Genomic DNA, 16,698 nt, shown 5'->3' with positions numbered 1-16,698 from the left:
TGCTAGCCGGGGGCGAAGGCGGCCCTGCGCGCGTTCCTCTCAGGGGTCCTCGGGTCGCCCGGCCGGCCACTCCTCGGCCTCGTCGATCCAGTGGACCTGCTCGGGGTCCTCGAAGTCGATGTCCGGGAAGACCTCCCGCACCCGGCTCTCGACCTCCTCCTGCGCCAACGGCTCCCAGCCCACTCCTCGCAACCACACCAGCCGGTAGCGGTTGTTGTCGCCGAACGACCCCACCACCACGGGATACTCGGGCTCCGCCGGACGCTTCTTCTCCATACCCAAGCGTGGGCACGTGCGGCGCGCTCGCGCGAGCGGAGCGCCGCCACCCGTGCGACACCGCCGACGCCCCACGCCCACCGGTTTCCCGACCGGCGCAACGAACGACCCCGGCGGACACGCCTGCACCGGCGGCGATGTCCCGTCCGCGGGCGCGCAGGTCCGGGGCGCAGCGGTGCGACGGTACCGCTGCGGGAGGTGCACGGCGCCGGGGTGGGTAGGCGCGCGTGCTGCGCTCGGGCACCCGGCGCGGGTGCGCCGACTCCGTGCTGCCGGTCCGGCGTCCGGCGTCCGGGGGAGCTCAGGGCTGGAGGCGCTGGAGGCGGTCGGTCTCGCGCCGGTCCCGCTTGGTCGGCCGACCCGCGCCGCGGTCCCGGCGGCCGGCGGGAGCGACCGCCTCGCGCGGTGGCGGCGGCGGGCTGTGGTCGACGTACGCAGTGGCCGCGACCGGTGCGCCGACCCGTTTGCGCAGCGGGGTCACCACCTTCACGACCCACTCGCGGCCGGCCTGCTTCAGCCGGACCTCGTCGCCCGCCTTCACCGGCTGGGCGGGCTTGGCCCGATCGCCGTTCACCCGTACGTGCCCGGCCTTGCAGGCAGCTGCGGCCAGCGACCGCGTCTTCACCAGCCGCACCGACCAGACCCATACGTCCACGCGGACACTGCCTTCTCCAGCCATGCCCCGAGCCTAAGGGAGGAACGGCCGCGGCTTCCGGCCTCCCGAGGATCTTCCCCGCCGACCGGGCTGGACCCTGCCCGAGGGGCAGCGCCCATGCTGGTGGCGCACCGCGCGTTCCCGCGGTCGACCGGCAGCCCAGGAGAACGATGAGCAACGATCTGACCACCGGCGAGTTCGCGACGCTGACCGGGCTGTCGCACAAGGCGCTGCGGCTCTACGCCGAGCGCGGCATCCTGGCGCCCGCGGCCGTCGACGCGGAGTCCGGATACCGCCGTTACGCCCGCTCACAGCTGCGCCACGGGCTCGGCGTGGACCTGCTGCGCAGAGCGCAGGTGCCGCTCTCCGGACTTCTCGGAGCAGAGAGCTTCGATTTCGCGAACTGGCGCCAAGCAGTGAATCTCAGAAGGCAGTTCGAGGACTTCTACCTGGCGGTCGCCGAGCACGTGGCCGACTTCGACCCGGCCGACTTCACCGCGCACAGTGAACCGGCGGACGCACTGGACTGGGTCGGCGTGGTCGTCGACCTGAGCATTCCGGAGGATGCCGAGGGCCGGATCGAGATGTTCTCCGCACTGGCCGTCGACACCCCCGCCGTCGAGAAGGCGTTCCACGACGCGCTGGCGGAGCTGGGTCGCGCGCCCGCCGAGGTGTCCTGGACCGCGGTTCCGGAGACCGCGACCCGCAGCGGCGCCGGACCGATGGTGCTGGCCCGCCCCGGGCCCCCGCTGGACCGCGCAGAGCGCGCACTCGTGGAGGAGCGGGTGCGCGCCCGTGCCGGCCGGACGGTCGGCGCGGTGAACGGCACGCTGCCGCAGCGCGTGGAGATCACCTTCACCACGACCGCCGCCGCCGAGCCGACCGGCGTGCAGGAGGCCGCGGACGGCTACCTCCAACTGCTCGTCTTCGAGGACCACATCCGCCGCAACGGGCTCGACCCGGTGGCCCTCCTGGGCCGTCAGGTCGTTCGGGGCCCGTCGGTCTTCGACGGAATGCGCCCGTCGGAGGCGGAGCCCGGCGGACGCGGGGCGGGCGGCGGCGAAGAGGTGGGCAGCAGCACTGGACCGAGCGGCGAAGAGGCGAGCGGCGGCCCGATCACCGTCTTCGACGTACGTGTCGCCCCGCCGTCGAACCGCCACTGAGCCGGCCCAGGTGGGCACAGCCGGGCGCGCGGTGCACAGCGGCCCGGTCGCCGGTCGCCGGTCGCCGGTCGCCGGTCGCCGCGGGTGATGATTGCACTGCGCAGGGTTCCCGAGGTCTTGTGGACGGGATGCGGTGGTCCGACACTGGCGACGCCCGTACGGGCTCCCGTCCCCGCACCCCTCCTGGAGGGTGAAATGACCCCGGTCACCACGCAGTTGAGGCACAGACCCGACCGCCGCGGCATCCGCGCACGAGTGGCGGCGCTCGTCGGGGCGCTGTGCGCGGCGCTCGCGCTCACGCTCGCGGCCCCGCACCCGGCCGCCGCCGCTCCGGGCCCCGACACCGCGGCAGCTCCCCCGCCGCAGATCGCGGACCGGGCGCAGAGCGCGCGTACGCCGGCCGCGGTGGACGCCGTACGCGGCGGGCAGACGCTGTTCACCAGCGGCGGTCGCTGCGTCGTCGCCTACAACGCCACCGACGGCAGCGACTACTTCGGCCTGATGGCCGGTCACTGCGGCACCGCGGGCACCCAGTGGTACGCGGACGCGGGGCTCAGCGTGCCGGTCGGCACGACGCACGCGGCGCAGTTCCCCGGCGCGTCCTGGTCGGTGGTGCGCTACACCAACCCGAACCTCGACTACCCGAGCGAGGTGGTCGGCGGCACCACCCCGGTTCGCGTGACCGGCGCGGGCAACCCGTCGGTCGGCCAGTCGGTCTGCCGGTTCGGGTCGACCACCGGGCACCACTGCGGCACCGTGCTCGCGCTCAACCAGACGATCAACTACCCCGAGGGCACCGTCACCGGCCTCTTCCGCACCAACCTCTGCGCCGAGCCCGGCGACACCGGCGGTCCCGTGCTCGCGGGAGGCACCGCACTCGGCATCCTCGTCGGCGGCAGCGGCAACTGCGCCGTGGGCGGGCAGACCTACTACCAGCCGGTGATACCGGTCCTCTCCGCGCTCGGACTGACCATCGGCTACTGAGCCGAACGCCCGGCGGGCCCACCGGAGGTGAACGCCGCACCGGTCGGGCCGGTGCCCGCGACGAACGGCCGGCGCCCACGGGCGAGAGCGGCGCGCCCGGCTGGGGCACGCCGCTCTCCGGTGGCCTGCGCGCGGTCGCCGCTCAGCGACGCCGGGCCGGGCTCACCGGGGGGTCAGACGGCGTTGGCCATCCGCTTGAAGGCGGCCTTGGTGCCGGGCCCCGCGATCCCGTCGATCGCGCCGGTGTATCCCCGGTGCGCCTTCAGGTAGCGCTGGAGCGCCTTGATGGTGTTCGGCCCGACGATCCCGTCGATCTTGTCGTTGTAGTTCCAGTACTTCTTCAGAAAGCGCTGCATGGCCTTCCAGCTGTTGGTCCCCAACTGGCCGTCGATGGCACCCGTGTAGCCGTGGAACTTCTTCAGCCAGCGCTGGAGCTTCTTCGCCTCCGCGACGGTCAGGCCCAGGTTGTTCACCGCCAGCGTGGTGACGTCGCCGTCGAAGACGCTCGCCGTCGCCGGCTGGGTCTGCTGGGCCGGCGCGGCCTGTGCGGCGGCGACACCTGCGCCCGCCAGGGTTCCCGCCGCGATTCCGGCGACAGCGGTGAGGCTGACGACGGTCCTGGCCATGAATCGATTGCGCATCTGTCTTCTCCCGTGGGTGGTTGTGAGCGGCACCGGGCGCGGTCAACGCACCGATGGTGAACTGCCCCTGCCGACGAGCCCCGGGCCCCTGCGGGAGGGGCCGATCGTCCGTACGGCGGCGGCAGTTGAAGAGTGGCGGACCGGCGGGGATGCGCACCAGCATGAACGGATCAATGACACCAAAACGGGACGTGTACCTCATTGAGCTGCTGGGACGGATCCGTCCCTGAGCGCACGCCGGGACGCCGACCGCGCGAGGCAGCGTCACATCGACCGGAGGGCAGGGAAATTGAGGGATTTCAAGCCGAACAGGCCGTCCGCGGGGCTGCGGGAGAAGTCGCGCCGCCGAAGCACCGGCAGGCGGGCGCCGGAGCCGTCAGTCGGGCAGGGCGCGGCAAGGGCAGACGAGCCGTGCTGTACGCCGGATTCTGTCTCCGGCGGGCCTCGCGGCCCGCCGGGAGGCGGTCATCCATCTGGGACCGATGTCGCCATCGGCCTCGTGCGGTCCACCCGCGAACTCGGGCGAGCAGCCCTCGAACATCCGCGCAGGCCGGCCTCTCGCGAGGACGGCCGTTCTTGACCTTGCTCCGGGTGGGGTTTACCGAGCCGCCCAGGTCACCCTGGGCGCTGGTGGTCTCTTACACCACCGTTTCACCCTTACCGGGTGCCGTACGGATACGGCCCCGGCGGTCTGCTTTCTGTGGCACTTTCCCGTGGGTCGCCCCAGGTAGGCGTTACCTACCACCCTGCTCTTCGGAGTCCGGACGTTCCTCGGCGGGCCCGGCTCTCACCGGTCCCGACGCGACCGCCCGCACGACTCGTCTGCCGACCGCCATCCTACGCGGCAGCCGGGGGTGCGATTCCCGCCACCGGGATCGAGCGCCACCCGGGAACGCGTAACCTGACAGGCTGCCGTGCCCGCCCCGCACGGACCCGTTGAACGCACCGAGGAGAGTGACCCGTGCTCGTACTGCTGCCGCCGTCCGAGGGCAAGGCCAAGGTCGAGAGCGGTCCCGCACTCGACCTGGAGGCGCTGCGGCTGCCCGCGCTGACGGCGGCGCGACGGGCAGTCCTGGACGAGTTGGTGGGGCTGTGCTCGGACGACGAGGAGAAGGCCCGCGAGGTGCTGGGCCTCAGCCACGGCCTGCGCGCCGAGGTCGCGGTGAACGCGGCGCTCCGCACGGCTGCCACCCGCCCGGCCGGCGAGATCTACACCGGTGTCCTCTACGACTCGCTCGATCTGGCGACGCTGGACGCGGATGCACGGGCACGCGCGCGGGAGTCACTGCTGATCTTCTCCGGACTCTGGGGCGCGGTCGCCATCGACGACCCGATCCCCGCCTACCGCTGCTCCGGCAACGTCAAGCTGCCGGGCGTCGGCGGCCTCGGCCCCTACTGGCGCGAGCCGCTGGAGGAGGTGCTGCCGGACGCGGCGGGCGAGGGCCTGGTGCTCGACCTGCGGTCGGCCGCGTACGGGGCGATGTGGAAGCCCGGCGGTGCGCTCGCCGAACGCACCGCGACCGTACGGGTGTTGCACTCCCGTCTCGTGTCGGGCGTGGAGAAGCGCACGGTGGTCAGCCACTTCAACAAGGCCACCAAGGGCCGGCTGGTGCGCGCACTGCTCCACACCGACGCGTCCCGAGCGCCGCGCACGCCCGAGGAGTTGGCGACGCAGCTCGGAGAGCTCGGCTTCAGGGTGGAGACCGCTCCCCCGACACGTGCGGGCCGCACCTGGCAGCTGGACGTCGTCGTCACGGACGTGCACTGATCCCGTCGTCGCCCACGTGCACTGAGTTGACGCACGACCGACCCGCACGACCGACCGCCCGCTCCGACCGCCCGCTCCGACCCGGACTCCCGGGCGCGTACTCCCGGCGCGAAGGCGCCGCCGTCACGCGTCGAGCGCCGCAGGCAGTGCGTCCAGGCAGGCTCGCCAGCCGGTGGTGACGCCGTCGGCGATCGAGGGGTCGGCCATGACGTGGGTGAAGACCAGCAGGCAGCCGGCCGGGTCCTCGTGCAGCTCGACCCTCAGGTGGTCGTCGTACTCGCGCTCCGAGTCCGCCGGGTCGTGCTCGTCGAAGGCGAAGAGCAGCGGCGGTTCGAAATCGGTGACGGTGGCCGGGTAGATCGTCCCTTCGCCGTCGTCGAAGGAGATGCGTCCGCCGACGCGGGGCTCCAGCCCCACCACGCGCAACGGGTACCACCTGCTCAGCTCGGCGGGTTCGGTGACCGCCTGCCACACCTTCTCCCGGGCGTGGGCGAGCCGGCGCTCGAAGCGCAGGGCCGGCCTGCCGTCGTACGTGGCGAGGACACCGTTCTCGCTCATCGTGCTCACTGCTCCTTCGCCACACAGAGCGGCTTCCGTGCGGACAGGTTCGCCCGCTGCTCCTGCTCCCCGGCTCATTCGCCCCGCTCCGAACCACCGCCGCCGCCCGGGCACTTCGGGCCCCAGGAGCCGTCCGCGCGGCCCGGCTCCCCCGGCTGCTCGGGCCGGGCGTCCAGGTGGCGCTCCAGCGCGTCGAGGCTTTCGCACCACAGCCGACGGTAGGGCTCCAGCCAGGCGTCCAGCTCGGCCAGCGGCTGCGGTCGCAGCTCGTACCACCGGCGCTGGGCATCGACGCGCACGGTGACGAGCCCGGCCTCGCGCAGCACCCGCAGATGCTTGGACACCCGGGGCTGGCTCATCTCCAGCTCGTCGACCAACTCCCCCACCGGCCGGGGACGCTCGCGCAACAGCTCAAGGAGTCGCCGCCGGGTGGGGTCGGCCAGTACGTCGAAAGGCAGGCTCACCCCGCGAACATAACCGAGACGGCATATAACGTCAATGACATACAGGGACGACGAGGCAGGGCCAGCGGAAACCCGACCTCTTCAGAAGCGACGACCGTCCGACTCAGAGCGGTCGACCGCAGCCCTCGCCCTCGGCGTCCCGGGGCTCCGGCCCGTGCACGGCCGACTCGGGCTGGACCGCCGCCGGACTGTGCGCGGCGACCAACCCGCGCTCCCCTCCGCGCGCCCGCGCGTCCGCACGCGCCGCGCCGACACCGGCGAGCACCACCAGCAACGTCCCCAACGCCTGTACCGGCGTGGGGCTCTGGGAGATCAGCACCAGCGCCGCGACGGTGCTGACCGCGGGCTCCAGCGCCGCCAGCGTCCCGTAGGCGGTCTTGCCCATGCGCTGCAACGCCTGCATCTCCAGCACAAAGGGAATCAGCGGCATCAGCACCGCGATCCCGGCGATGGCCGCGGTGTACTCCCAGGTCAGTCCGGCCAGCGCCGCCGGAGCCCCGACCGGGGCCGCCACCAGGGCGGCGACGGAGAGGGAGACCGCGAGTCCGTGCCGAGCAGGCAGCCTGCTCCCGACGTGCGCGGTGCCGATGACGTACAGCGCCCAGCACAGGGCCGAACCGAGCCCGAAGAGCACCCCCGTCAGACTCGTCGAGCCCGACCACGGCTCGGTCAGGAGCAGCACCCCGCCCGCCGCGAGCGCCAGCCAGCCCAGCTCCAGCACCCGCCGCGAGGAGGCGACCGCCACCGCGAGCGGGCCGAGCAGTTCGATCGCCACCGCCGTACCCAGCGGCAGCCGGGCGGCGGCCTCGGAGAAGAGCAGCATCATCCCGGCGCTCACCGTGCCCAGCAGCGCCATGTTCAGCAGATCCGCACGGGTCGTACGGGCCTCGCGCAGTACGCGCAGCAGTGAACGCCCGGTGAGCAGAAGCAGGAAGAGCGCGGCGAAGCTCAGCCGCAGCCACGTCGTGCCGCCCGGTGTCAGGGCGGGGAACAGCTTGGTCGCGAGCGCGCTGCCGGTGTGCAGCAGCGCGATGGCGACCAGCACGAGCACGGCGCCCGACATCTGCGGCAGCTGCGGGCGGGCGGAGGAGGAGGTCCGGGCATCGATCACCGGAACATTGGAGCCGACCTGCGTTCTTTCTGTCCACGGGCCAGTTGTGGACGCGCTGTCCACCATCGGTGGACGGTTGCCCAAGGTGCCACCCATCCCTTTCCCCGGCGGAACCGGCCGTGGCAGATCGTCCACCACAGGAGGACGATGGAGTGATGGATCACCACCCCCTCCCCTCCGACGCGAGGCCGCCCTTCGACCCGGAGTCCCCTGAGGTCCCGGGAGGCGAGCGGGCCGCACTGTACGGCGCCTTCCCTCACGGGCGCCGGGGGCTTCCCGACCTGGGGCGGCTGCGGCTGCTGGTGGAGCTGAGGCGGCTGGGCACCATGGCGGAGGTGGCGGCGGCCACCGGCTACGGCACCTCGGCGGTCTCGAAGCATCTGGCCGTGCTGGAGCAGGAGGTCGGCGCGAAGCTGCTCGCCCCTGTGGGCAGGCGGGTGCGGTTGACGCCCGCCGGGGAGCGGCTGGTGGAGCATGCGGTGACGATCCTGGCGGCCGTCGAGGAGGCCCGTGCGGAGCTGCGCGGCGAGAGCGAACCGGTGGGGCGGGTACGGGTCGCCGGTTTCGTCACGGCGGTGGAGCCCCTGCTGCTCCCCGCGATCCGGCGGCTGCGCGAACGTCATCCGGGCGTCCGGGTGGAGGTGCACGAGCACGAGCCTGAGCAGTCGGTGGCACTGCTGCGCGCGGGCGAGGTGGAGCTGGCGCTGATCTACGACTACAGCCTCGTACCGCGCACCGTGCCGGCCGATCTGAGCGTACGGCGGCTGGAGGAGCAGCCGCTGTATCTGGTGGTGCCGGCCGGCGACAGCGCCGCGCCGGCTCCCTTCGAGGAGCTGAACGCGTACGCCGAGGCCGGCTGGATCACCAACTCGCGCGGTTCGGACGACGACGAACTGGTGCGCAGAGCCTGCGCGTTGGCCGGTTTCGAACCGCACATCGCCCACCGGGTGGACAGCCTCCGGCTGGTCAACCGCCTGGCCGGCGCCGGTCTGGGCGTCGCCGTTCTGGCCGAGGCCGGCCGTCTCCCCGACCAGGAGGACGTCCGCTACCGTCGGCTGGACCCGTTGGCCGGCAGCCGCCGCAGCTTCCTCGTCGTGCGCACCGGACAGTGGAGCTGGCCGCCGATCGCCGCACTCGCCACCGCGCTTCAGGACGTGCTCGCCGCAGCGGCCGAAAGCGCCTGACCCGGCGTCAACCACCCTTGTATTGCAGGGACTTCAGGTGGGCGCCGGCCGGTGTCCACCGGGCTGCCCGGAGGGCCGCTCGTTCGGCGGGCTCCGGCGGGCGGACCCGTCGGACGGCTCGGCGGCGGGCTCCGGCAGCCGGCCCCGACGGCGGCGCGGGAGCGCTCAGGGGCGTCGGCCTCGGAAGGTGCGGCGCAGGTCGTCCACCCAGGCGTCCGGGTTCTCCCAGGGGATGAAGTGGCCGCCGTGGTCATGGGCGTTGACGTTGACGTGGTGGAACCAGGCGCCCTGCGGGCCGTTCTCGAACGCACGGACGCGTTCCGCCGCGCTGTGGACGCCGGGCGGATTCTCGTAGCCGACGAACGTCAGGCCGACCGGCGCCTGCACCACGGGGGTGCGGTCGTGGGAGGGGGCCCAGGGGAACCGGTTGGCGTTGGCGTAGTAACGCATGGACGTGGCAATGGAGTTGTTCACCCAGTAGATGGTGGCGTGAGTGAGGAGGTCGTCCTTGCTGAAGACGTTCTCGACGTCTCCGCCGTTGTCGCTCCAGGCGTTCCAGCGCTCCAGCAGCCAGGCGAGGAGCCCGGCGGGCGAGTCGCTGAGGCCGTGGGCGAGCGAGGCGCCGTCGAGCATGTGCACCGCGAGATGGGAGGCGGAGCGGCGATCCATCTCGACGATGCGGGCACGCACCTCGGCGGGCTGGTCGTCGGTGAGAGGACGGTTGCGTGCGAAGTCCCAGGCGCGCGGCCCGTTGAAGAAGTCGAGCGGCAGACCGGAACCGATGTGGACGCCGTACAGCTCGTCGGCGTACTTGTGGCCGAGCTGACTGGTGACGATCCCGCCGATGTCGCAGCCCCCGGCCGCGTACCTCGTGTACCCCAGGGTCTCGGTCATCAGGGTGTGCCAGAGATCGGCGACCTTCCAGAAGTTGACGTCCGGAAAGCCGGTGAGCGGGCCGGGGAAGCCGAAGCCCGGCAGGGAGGGCACGATCACGTCGAAGGCGTCGGCCGGATCGCCCCCGTACGCGGCCGGGTCGGCGAGCGGATCGACCACCTTCGACCAGTGCCAGAACGTCCACGGCCAGCCGTGCGTGAGGATCAGCGGGATCGGACGCGGGCCGCGTCCCGCCCTGCGCATGAAGTGCAGCGGGACTCCGTCGACCCCCACCCGGTAGTGCGCGTACGCGTTGATGGCCGCCTCGGCCGCGCGCCAGTCGTAGCCGTCGCGCCAGTGGGCGACCAACTCGCCCAGGTACGAGGCCGGTACGCCGTACGACCAGTCCTCGTTGCCCTCGTCCAGCGGCGGCCGGGTCAGCGCGAGACGGGCGCGCAGATCCTCGAGAGCCTCGTCGGGCACGTGAATCGGAGTGGGCTCCAGCGGAAACGGGTGCAGTGCGGCCGGGACGGTCATGGCGTGATCCCTTTACCGGAGTGGGTGAACCGGCGGACGCGACCACAGCGGGTCGGCGGCGCCGGCAGCTCGGACGGCCGGCGCCCTTGCCGGTCAGCACGCCCCAAATACTGCGCCTGCGCACGCCGGTTGCCACCGCGACGCACACGAATCCGGCCACTCGCCGCCGTGGGCGTGCCGTCCCGTCCCGGGCGGGTGCGCGCCGGGGCAACGGGCCGGCCCAGCCAGCAGGTCAAGAGCGGAAGGTCACTCACGGACGCCAGGTCCGGGGCACACGTGGCACAAGCGGCACACCTCGCGGGCCCGACGGGTCACGAGACGGAACGCGACGCTGCCCGATCCGGTGACGCGCCCGCCTCGTCGAGCAGTTGGCAACGCCCCACCACTCAAAAGGAGTTGGTGGTGCCGGGCAACAATGACGGTGTCAGAGCGCGTCGTTCTTCAACGCGGAGACGAACCCGACCCATTCGCGCTGCGGAATCCTCAACACCGGACCATCGACATGCTTGCTGTCACGGACAGCAACAGGCCAGGCCCCACAAGCACGCGCCGGAGCCCACTCGAGGCACTGCCCGCCGGCCGAAGTGCTGTGGGAGGACTTCCGCCACTCGGAAACCGGGCCTCGATTGGCACTCATAGGTACTCCTTCAGGATCGCGCCCACAAAACTGCGAGAACGTTCGGTCGACAAGGCGTTCGCCCGCAATCGATCGTAGCCGCGCTGAGCATTGCTGACACCTGCCGGGTGGTCGAACAGCCGCCCCCCGCGCGGGTCTTCGGAGTACAGGACAGCGGGAAGATCAGCGAACCTCAGGAGCGTGAACGCCATACTGTGAGCACCGTCTGCCCCGGCCTCGAAGGGCATGACTTGGATATCGACGCCCGGTCGGTCCGCGAGAGACAACAGATGCTGGAGCTGGGCCGTCATCACGGATCGCCCACCCACGAGCGTGCGCAGACACGCCTCATGCAGCACCACCCAGAGGTGCGGCGGCCGAGCGCCATCGAGGATCCTGCGCCGATCCATTCGAGAGACGGTCTTGCCCTGGATCACTTCCTCAGGCTCACTCGGATGACCGGCTCGAAAGATCGCGTTCGCGTACGCCTCGGTCTGACACAGCCCCATGAGTACGGTGGTGGACCAGTCCAGAATCTCGCTCGCTCTGGGTTCGAGTGCGAGGTAGGGCGTGAAGTTGAGCGGGTGATCGCTCTCCGTCAGACGGTCAAGCAGCCCGCCGAACAGGCCGTTCGTACCGAAGACCCGGTCGCATCCGACCGCGAACTTCGTGCTGGGCGGCAGCTTTCCGCTTTCGACCTGACTGACGTAGGACTCCGAGTAGCCGATGGCGGCGCCGAGTTGCTTCTGCTTGAGCTTCCGACCCAGCCGCACCCGCCTGACGTCGGCTCCGAACCGTTGAAGCGGGGTGAGACGAGGACTGAAGTCCTCGGTTGCGGAGTCGTCCTCCATCGACTTGACCTCCCACTCTGTCTCCACAGGTCGATTTCGACCACATGTCACTCTTGAGCAAAACAACTGAAGTGTCGCCATTCTAGAGGCAGTTGCGTTCTCTTGGTAGCGGTTCGAGCACAGAGGGTGCCGAACCCGGCTCCGGTGCGAGCCGAGAACGAGAGGACGGCGCCATGGGCGAACCGGACGCGGCAGAGATCGGCGGCGCGCGGGAGCGGCCCGGCCCGGGCGGGCACGGAGGCGAGGACCCGGGGGCGAGCGAACGTGCGGAGGACCGGGCGCGGTGGCAGATCGGGGAGGTCGGCGGGGTGGAGCCGTTGAGCCTGGAGGAGCTGCGTCACCGCTGCGCACTGCTGTCTGCCGAGATCCGGGCCCATCTGCGCGGACGGTCGCGATGACTCCCGCGCACCGACGCGACCGGCGCCACCCCCGTACGTACGGCTACCACTGCGAACTCGCAGCCTGCGCAGCCGAGTTGGGTCACTCCTGGCTGCTCGCCCGTACGATCCGACCGACGCCGAGACTCGCCGTGCGCTGGCTGCGCGATCAGGCCGCGCATGTGTCCCGCTCGCTCGGTCGGCCCGACGGGGCGTTCACACCGGCGCTCGCCGCCGTCGCGCGGGAATCGCGCACCGCCCTGCCGCACGGGGTCGAACTCCACGTCGATCAGGGGCTGTTGACGACGCTGACCGCCGGTGCGTCGATCGCTCTCTGTGCGACGGCCGGCGACTCGCTCTCCCATCCACTGGGCGGCCGGCGCGAGGTGCGGGTGGGGTACGTGCTGTCGGTGCTGCCGGTTTCGATCTAGTCCGTCCTTCGGGGTCTGCCGGGTCGGCGGTGCGCGGTGCGTACGGCCGCAGGGCGGAGGGCGGTGAACCCCGCGGAGCTGCGGGGCAGCGAAACTTCGGGGCCGTACGCCCGGGTGTGGGGTCGCCCCCGGGCGGCCCGAATCCGTAGGCTCCGGTGGTCACTTGTGTGTCGGGGAAGGGCGTCCGATGACCGTGTACGAATCCGCGCCGGTGCGCCGGGCCCGCGGCCACCTCGTGGCTCCCGCGGCGCGCTCAGCCGCGGGAGTGCTGCTGAGCGTCCTCGCTCTCGGCGCGAGCGCGTCTCCCGCGGACGCGTCTCCCGCGGACGCGTCTCCCGCGGACGCGTCTCCCGCGAGCGCGTCTCCCGCGGACGCGTCTCCCGCCGGAGCGGTGTCGCTCGGAACGGGGTCGGCAGGTGTGGTGCCCGCGACTGCGATGCCCGCGGGCCCGGCGTCCGCGACCACCGCGGCGCGGCTGAACTCCGCAGCGGCGCCGGCCCGGACGGGGCGGACGGCGGACGCCGGGGACGGGCCCACGGCGGCGGAGCTCACCAAGCGGCAGCGGGAGGCCATGAGTGAAGTGGCGGAGCCGCGCGCCGAGTTCTTCGCGCTGAAGCTAATCGTCGAGGGCCGCGACGACGCCGCGCTGACCTCCGAGGTGCTGGGCGGCGTACGGAACAAGGGCGAGCGTCCCGTCCTCGTCGACGCGAGGGGGGAGGTCTACCGGGACGGCATCGACGACTTCCGGCGCAACAACGAAATCTTCGCCACCGACGACAAGTTCGTCTACAACCGCAACTGGGAGGACGAGTCGGCGAAGCTCGATCTCGTCACGGTGTCGGCCCGGATCGAGCCGGACCGCACCCCCTGGTACCTGGCCGGCGGAGCGGTCGTGGTGCTGACCGTCGGCGGGCTGCTGCTGTGGCGGCTGCGCGCACGGCGTCGGTTGGAGGCCCATTTCGACGCCCAGCGCCGTCAGAACCCGGGCACCGACCCCATGGACCGGACCCCGACGGACCGGGAACCCGCCGACCGGAACCTCACGGACCAAGACGGCGCGGAGGGCGGACCGCGGCAGGACGGGACGGACGACGACGGCCGTGGGACCGGGGCTCGTTGAGCCCGCCGCTCCCCTGCGGCAAGCGGCTTCAGCAGGTCGGCTGCCGACCTGTCAGCGCAGGTGGGCGGTGTCGTTGAGCAGACGCAGCGAGGCGTTGCCGTCGGAGTAGTAGGCGACGGCGGACAGGGAGGCCGCCGACAGCTCCATCCGGAACAGGGCCTCGGGCGGTGCACCGAGAGCGAGCCGGGCCAGGGTCTTGATCGGGGTGACGTGCGTGACCAGCAGCACCGTTCGGCCCGCGTATCTGGCGAGCACCTTGTCGCGGGCGACGGCCGTACGGGCGGCGACCTCGGCGAAGGACTCACCGCCCCCGGTGGGTGCGGCCTTCGGGTCGGCGAGCCAGGCATCGAGATCGTCCGGGTAACGGTCCTTCACCTCGGCGAAGGTGAGGCCCTCCCAGGCGCCGAAGTCCGTTTCCCGCAGGTCGTGTTCGGTGCGCACCGAGAGTCCCAGGCGCTCCGCCACGGCCTCGGCGGTCTGCGCGCAACGGCGCAGCGGCGAGCTGACGATCGCCTGGACGGTGCCGCGGGCGGCGAGCGAGGCGGCGACGGAACGGGCCTGGCGCAGTCCCGCCTCCGACAGCTCGGGGTCGCTGCCGCCGCTGCCGGAGAAGCGCTTCTGCGGCGTCAGGGCGGTCTCGCCGTGCCGGAGCAGGACAAAGGTGGTCGGGGTTCCGAGGTCGGCGCCCCAACCGGCCGACGGCTGCGCGAGGACGGCGGACGCGCCGTTCGCGTCCTCGGCTGCCCCGGCTGCTTCGGCTGCCTCCACCGAGGCGCGCGCCGCCTTCGCGTCGGCGGCCTTCAACTCGGCGGTGGAGCTGGAGGGTTGCCACTGCTCGCCGCGCTTGCCGGCGTCCATGGCCTCGTTGGCGAGCTGGTCCGCGTGCTTGTTCTCCGCGCGCGGGATCCACTGGTACGTCACCGTGCCGGACGGGTGGATCCGCTGGGCCTCGGCGGCGAGCGGTCGCATGTCGGGGTGCTTGATCTTCCAGCGCCCCGACATCTGCTCGACGACCAGCTTGGAGTCCATGCGGACTCGTACGTCCGCCTCCGGGTCGAGCTCGTGGGCGGCGCCGAGACCGGCGATCAGGCCGCGGTACTCCGCCACGTTGTTCGTGGCACGGCCGATGAACTCCGCCCGCTCGGCGAGGACTTGGCCCGTCTCTGCGTCCATGACGACCGCGCCGTAACCGGCCGGTCCCGGGTTGCCCCGGGAGCCGCCGTCCGCCTCCACGATGAACTGCTGTGCCATGGCTGTGTGTTCTCCCCGCCCGTCACCGTCGTGTGCATCCCCGGCTCTTCAACTCCTCTTCCTCGGAGATGTGTTGAAGAGCCGGCTCCCGCGTCTAGAGCCCCGAGTCGGAGGTGCGGACCAGGATGCGGCGGCAGTTCTCGCAGCGCAGCACCTCGTCGCGCGCGGCGGCACGGATCTCGTTCAGCTCGGTGATGTTCAGCTCCAGCCGGCAGCCCTCGCAGCGGCGCTGGAAGAGCTTCGCGGCACCGACTCCGCCCTGCTGGGCGCGGAGCTTGTCGTAGAGCTTCAGCAGGTCGTCGGGGACCGAACCCGCCACGACCTCCCGCTCCTTGGTGACACGGGTGGTCTCGGCATCCAGCTCACCGGTGGCCGAGGTGCGGCGTGCGGAGGCGTCGTCCGCCTTCGTCCGCACCGAGGCGACGCGGTCCTGGAGCTCGGAGACCCGGGCGGTGGCCGCCTCGTTGCGCTCCATGATCTCCAACACCACGTCCTCCAGGTCCTGTTGGCGCTTGGCGAGCGAGGCGATCTCGCGCTGAAGGCTCTCCAGGTCCTTGGGGCTGGTGACGGCGCCGGAGTCCAGGCGCTGCTGGTCGCGGACCGAGCGCTGGCGCACCTGGTCGACGTCCTTCTCGGCCTTGCTCTGCTCGCGGGCGGTGTCGCCCTCCTCGGTCTGAGCGGCGACCAGGAGGTCGCGCAGCTGGGTGAGGTCCGCTTCGAGCGCGTCGATCTCCGCGTGTTCGGGAAGGTTCTCGCGCTTGTGGGCGAGCTGCGACAGCTTGGTGTCCAGGTCCTGCAGATCGAGGAGGCGGATCTGGTCAGCGGGCTCGGAGTTCAGTTGGGGGCTCCTGGGTACTCGTAGTCGTGGTGAAGTCCGGAGGCCGCGTGGGCGGTCCAGGGATCGGTGACAAGCCGGGAGACGTGCGTGCGCAGTCCCCAGCCGTGGCGCTCGGAGAGCGCGTCGAGCTGCGCGGCGGCCTGCTCGCACCACGGCCATTCGGTGGCCCAGTGCGCCGCGTCCACCAGGGCGAGCGGTGAGCGCTCCTGCGCCTCGGAAGCGGGGTGGTGGCGCAGGTCGGCGGTGAGGTAGGCGTCCACGTCGGCGGCGCGCACCTGCTCGAAGAGACTGTCGCCGGAGCCGCCGCAGACCGCGACCCGGCGGATCATCGCGTCCGGGTCGCCCGCGGCGCGTACGCCCTGTGCGGTGGCGGGCAGATGGGCGGCGGCGTGCTGGGCGAACGCGGCGAGCGAGAGCGGGGTGTCGAGCTCGCAGATGCGTCCGAGCCCCCGGCGGCCCTGCGGGTCGTCCGGGTCGGGCACCAGCGGCGCCAGCACCCGCAGGTCGAGTGCGCCGGCGAGTGCGTCGGAGACACCGGGATCGGCGCGGTCGGCGTTGGTGTGGGCGACGTGCAGCGCGGTGTCGGCCTTGATCAGGGTGTGGACGACCCGGCCCTTGAAGGTGTGCGCCCCCACCGTCGTCGTACCGCGCAGATAGAGCGGGTGGTGGGTCAGCAGCAGATCCGCGCCCAGCCGGACGGCCTCGTCGGCGACGGCCTGCACCGGATCGACCGCGACCAGCACGGTGCCCACCTCGGCGTCCGGGTCCCCGCAGACGGTGCCGACGGCGTCCCACGACTCGGCCCGCCCGGCGGGCCAGAGCGCGTCCAGAGCGGTGGTGAGTTCGGAGAGTGTCGGCACGGGGGAAAGGCTACCTGCCGCGGCGGGAGCCGTCCGACCGGTGGTTCACGCACATATCCGGGTGGTCGCACAGCGGTTTGACGCAGCCACCACGCGTAAGGATGAAGTCGCGTCGCGCCTTCCTGCACAGCGGTGCGCCG

The 16,698-nt window shown here is 72.0% G+C and carries 19 protein-coding genes and 1 other RNA gene; 7 read left to right on the top strand and 13 right to left on the bottom strand.

Annotated elements, in window-relative coordinates; all coding sequences use genetic code 11:
• Positions 1 to 39: 39 nt before the first annotated feature.
• Both JGS22_RS17370 and JGS22_RS17365 read right to left on the bottom strand, forming a co-directional pair.
• Positions 40 to 276, bottom strand: a complete 237-nt coding sequence (locus tag JGS22_RS17370; protein WP_211038287.1) for a hypothetical protein — start codon at positions 274 to 276, stop codon at positions 40 to 42.
• A gap of 301 nt (positions 277 to 577) precedes the next feature.
• Positions 578 to 955 (bottom strand): RNA-binding S4 domain-containing protein, encoded by a 378-nt coding sequence (locus JGS22_RS17365; protein ID WP_211038289.1) that lies wholly within the window; start codon positions 953 to 955, stop codon positions 578 to 580.
• Positions 956 to 1,101: 146 nt separating this feature from the next.
• On the opposite strand from JGS22_RS17365, the gene JGS22_RS17360 reads away from it, so the two are divergent.
• Entirely contained in the window at positions 1,102 to 2,094 is a 993-nt protein-coding gene (locus JGS22_RS17360; protein ID WP_211038290.1) for a MerR family DNA-binding transcriptional regulator, read from the top strand.
• Between the two features lie 195 nt (positions 2,095 to 2,289).
• On the top strand, positions 2,290 to 3,078 hold the full coding sequence (locus JGS22_RS17355; protein WP_211038291.1) for a S1 family peptidase: 789 nt from the start codon (positions 2,290 to 2,292) through the stop codon (positions 3,076 to 3,078).
• 173 nt (positions 3,079 to 3,251) lie between these two features.
• Here JGS22_RS17355 and JGS22_RS17350 read toward each other — a convergent pair whose 3' ends face one another.
• Both JGS22_RS17350 and rnpB read right to left on the bottom strand, forming a co-directional pair.
• Positions 3,252 to 3,719 carry a peptidoglycan-binding domain-containing protein gene (locus JGS22_RS17350; protein ID WP_236073190.1) on the bottom strand — a complete coding sequence of 156 codons (468 nt, stop codon included), beginning with the start codon at positions 3,717 to 3,719 and terminating at the stop codon, positions 3,252 to 3,254.
• A gap of 401 nt (positions 3,720 to 4,120) precedes the next feature.
• Positions 4,121 to 4,540, bottom strand: an RNA gene (gene rnpB, locus JGS22_RS17345) — RNase P RNA component class A.
• 140 nt (positions 4,541 to 4,680) lie between these two features.
• On the opposite strand from rnpB, the gene yaaA reads away from it, so the two are divergent.
• A complete protein-coding gene (gene yaaA, locus JGS22_RS17340) occupies positions 4,681 to 5,487 on the top strand; it encodes a peroxide stress protein YaaA (RefSeq protein WP_211038292.1) in 807 nt (268 codons plus the stop codon).
• 123 nt (positions 5,488 to 5,610) lie between these two features.
• On the opposite strand, the gene JGS22_RS17335 is transcribed toward yaaA, so the two are convergent.
• From JGS22_RS17335 to JGS22_RS17325, 3 genes are all read right to left on the bottom strand, one after another.
• Positions 5,611 to 6,045, bottom strand: a complete 435-nt coding sequence (locus JGS22_RS17335) for an SRPBCC domain-containing protein (protein ID WP_211038293.1) — start codon at positions 6,043 to 6,045, stop codon at positions 5,611 to 5,613.
• A gap of 74 nt (positions 6,046 to 6,119) precedes the next feature.
• Complete coding sequence (locus JGS22_RS17330; RefSeq protein WP_211038294.1) at positions 6,120 to 6,509, bottom strand: ArsR/SmtB family transcription factor; 390 nt, start codon at positions 6,507 to 6,509, stop codon at positions 6,120 to 6,122.
• Between the two features lie 103 nt (positions 6,510 to 6,612).
• Positions 6,613 to 7,620, bottom strand: coding sequence for an EamA family transporter (locus JGS22_RS17325; RefSeq protein WP_308405723.1), 1,008 nt, complete (start codon positions 7,618 to 7,620; stop codon positions 6,613 to 6,615).
• A 155-nt stretch (positions 7,621 to 7,775) separates the two neighbouring features.
• On the opposite strand from JGS22_RS17325, the gene JGS22_RS17320 reads away from it, so the two are divergent.
• On the top strand, positions 7,776 to 8,804 hold the full coding sequence (locus tag JGS22_RS17320; protein WP_211038295.1) for a LysR substrate-binding domain-containing protein: 1,029 nt from the start codon (positions 7,776 to 7,778) through the stop codon (positions 8,802 to 8,804).
• A 165-nt stretch (positions 8,805 to 8,969) separates the two neighbouring features.
• Here JGS22_RS17320 and JGS22_RS17315 read toward each other — a convergent pair whose 3' ends face one another.
• The 3 genes from JGS22_RS17315 to JGS22_RS17305 form a co-directional block, all read right to left on the bottom strand.
• Entirely contained in the window at positions 8,970 to 10,214 is a 1,245-nt protein-coding gene (locus JGS22_RS17315) for an epoxide hydrolase family protein (protein WP_211038296.1), read from the bottom strand.
• Between the two features lie 424 nt (positions 10,215 to 10,638).
• Complete coding sequence (locus tag JGS22_RS17310; protein WP_211038297.1) at positions 10,639 to 10,851, bottom strand: DUF397 domain-containing protein; 213 nt, start codon at positions 10,849 to 10,851, stop codon at positions 10,639 to 10,641.
• Positions 10,848 to 11,681: a helix-turn-helix domain-containing protein gene (locus tag JGS22_RS17305; protein WP_211038299.1), complete on the bottom strand. Its 834-nt coding sequence runs from the start codon at positions 11,679 to 11,681 to the stop codon at positions 10,848 to 10,850. The genes JGS22_RS17310 and JGS22_RS17305 overlap by 4 nt, the downstream gene beginning before the upstream one ends.
• 173 nt (positions 11,682 to 11,854) lie before the next feature.
• Here JGS22_RS17305 and JGS22_RS17300 point away from each other — a divergent pair, with 173 nt between their 5' ends.
• From JGS22_RS17300 to JGS22_RS17290, 3 genes are all read left to right on the top strand, one after another.
• A complete protein-coding gene (locus JGS22_RS17300) occupies positions 11,855 to 12,079 on the top strand; it encodes a hypothetical protein (RefSeq protein WP_211038301.1) in 225 nt (74 codons plus the stop codon).
• Complete coding sequence (locus JGS22_RS17295; RefSeq protein ID WP_211038303.1) at positions 12,076 to 12,489, top strand: hypothetical protein; 414 nt, start codon at positions 12,076 to 12,078, stop codon at positions 12,487 to 12,489. Before JGS22_RS17300 ends, JGS22_RS17295 begins: the two co-directional genes overlap by 4 nt.
• A 571-nt stretch (positions 12,490 to 13,060) precedes the next feature.
• Positions 13,061 to 13,609, top strand: a complete 549-nt coding sequence (locus tag JGS22_RS17290; RefSeq protein ID WP_211038305.1) for a hypothetical protein — start codon at positions 13,061 to 13,063, stop codon at positions 13,607 to 13,609.
• 51 nt (positions 13,610 to 13,660) lie between these two features.
• Here JGS22_RS17290 and JGS22_RS17285 read toward each other — a convergent pair whose 3' ends face one another.
• From JGS22_RS17285 to JGS22_RS17275, 3 genes are all read right to left on the bottom strand, one after another.
• Positions 13,661 to 14,860: a bifunctional RNase H/acid phosphatase gene (locus JGS22_RS17285; RefSeq protein ID WP_211038307.1), complete on the bottom strand. Its 1,200-nt coding sequence runs from the start codon at positions 14,858 to 14,860 to the stop codon at positions 13,661 to 13,663.
• Between the two features lie 94 nt (positions 14,861 to 14,954).
• The gene (locus JGS22_RS17280; protein ID WP_211038355.1) at positions 14,955 to 15,698 is read right to left on the bottom strand and encodes a zinc ribbon domain-containing protein; all 744 of its coding nucleotides are present in this window, start codon (positions 15,696 to 15,698) and stop codon (positions 14,955 to 14,957) included.
• On the bottom strand, positions 15,695 to 16,558 hold the full coding sequence (locus JGS22_RS17275) for a Nif3-like dinuclear metal center hexameric protein (protein ID WP_211038309.1): 864 nt from the start codon (positions 16,556 to 16,558) through the stop codon (positions 15,695 to 15,697). The genes JGS22_RS17280 and JGS22_RS17275 overlap by 4 nt, the downstream gene beginning before the upstream one ends.
• Between the last annotated feature and the right edge of the window lie 140 nt (positions 16,559 to 16,698).

It is taken from the genome of Streptomyces tardus (assembly GCF_018101125.2).
GTDB classification, from domain to species: Bacteria; Actinomycetota; Actinomycetes; order Streptomycetales; family Streptomycetaceae; genus Streptomyces; species Streptomyces tardus.
This window is presented reverse-complemented; position numbering and strand designations above follow the sequence as displayed.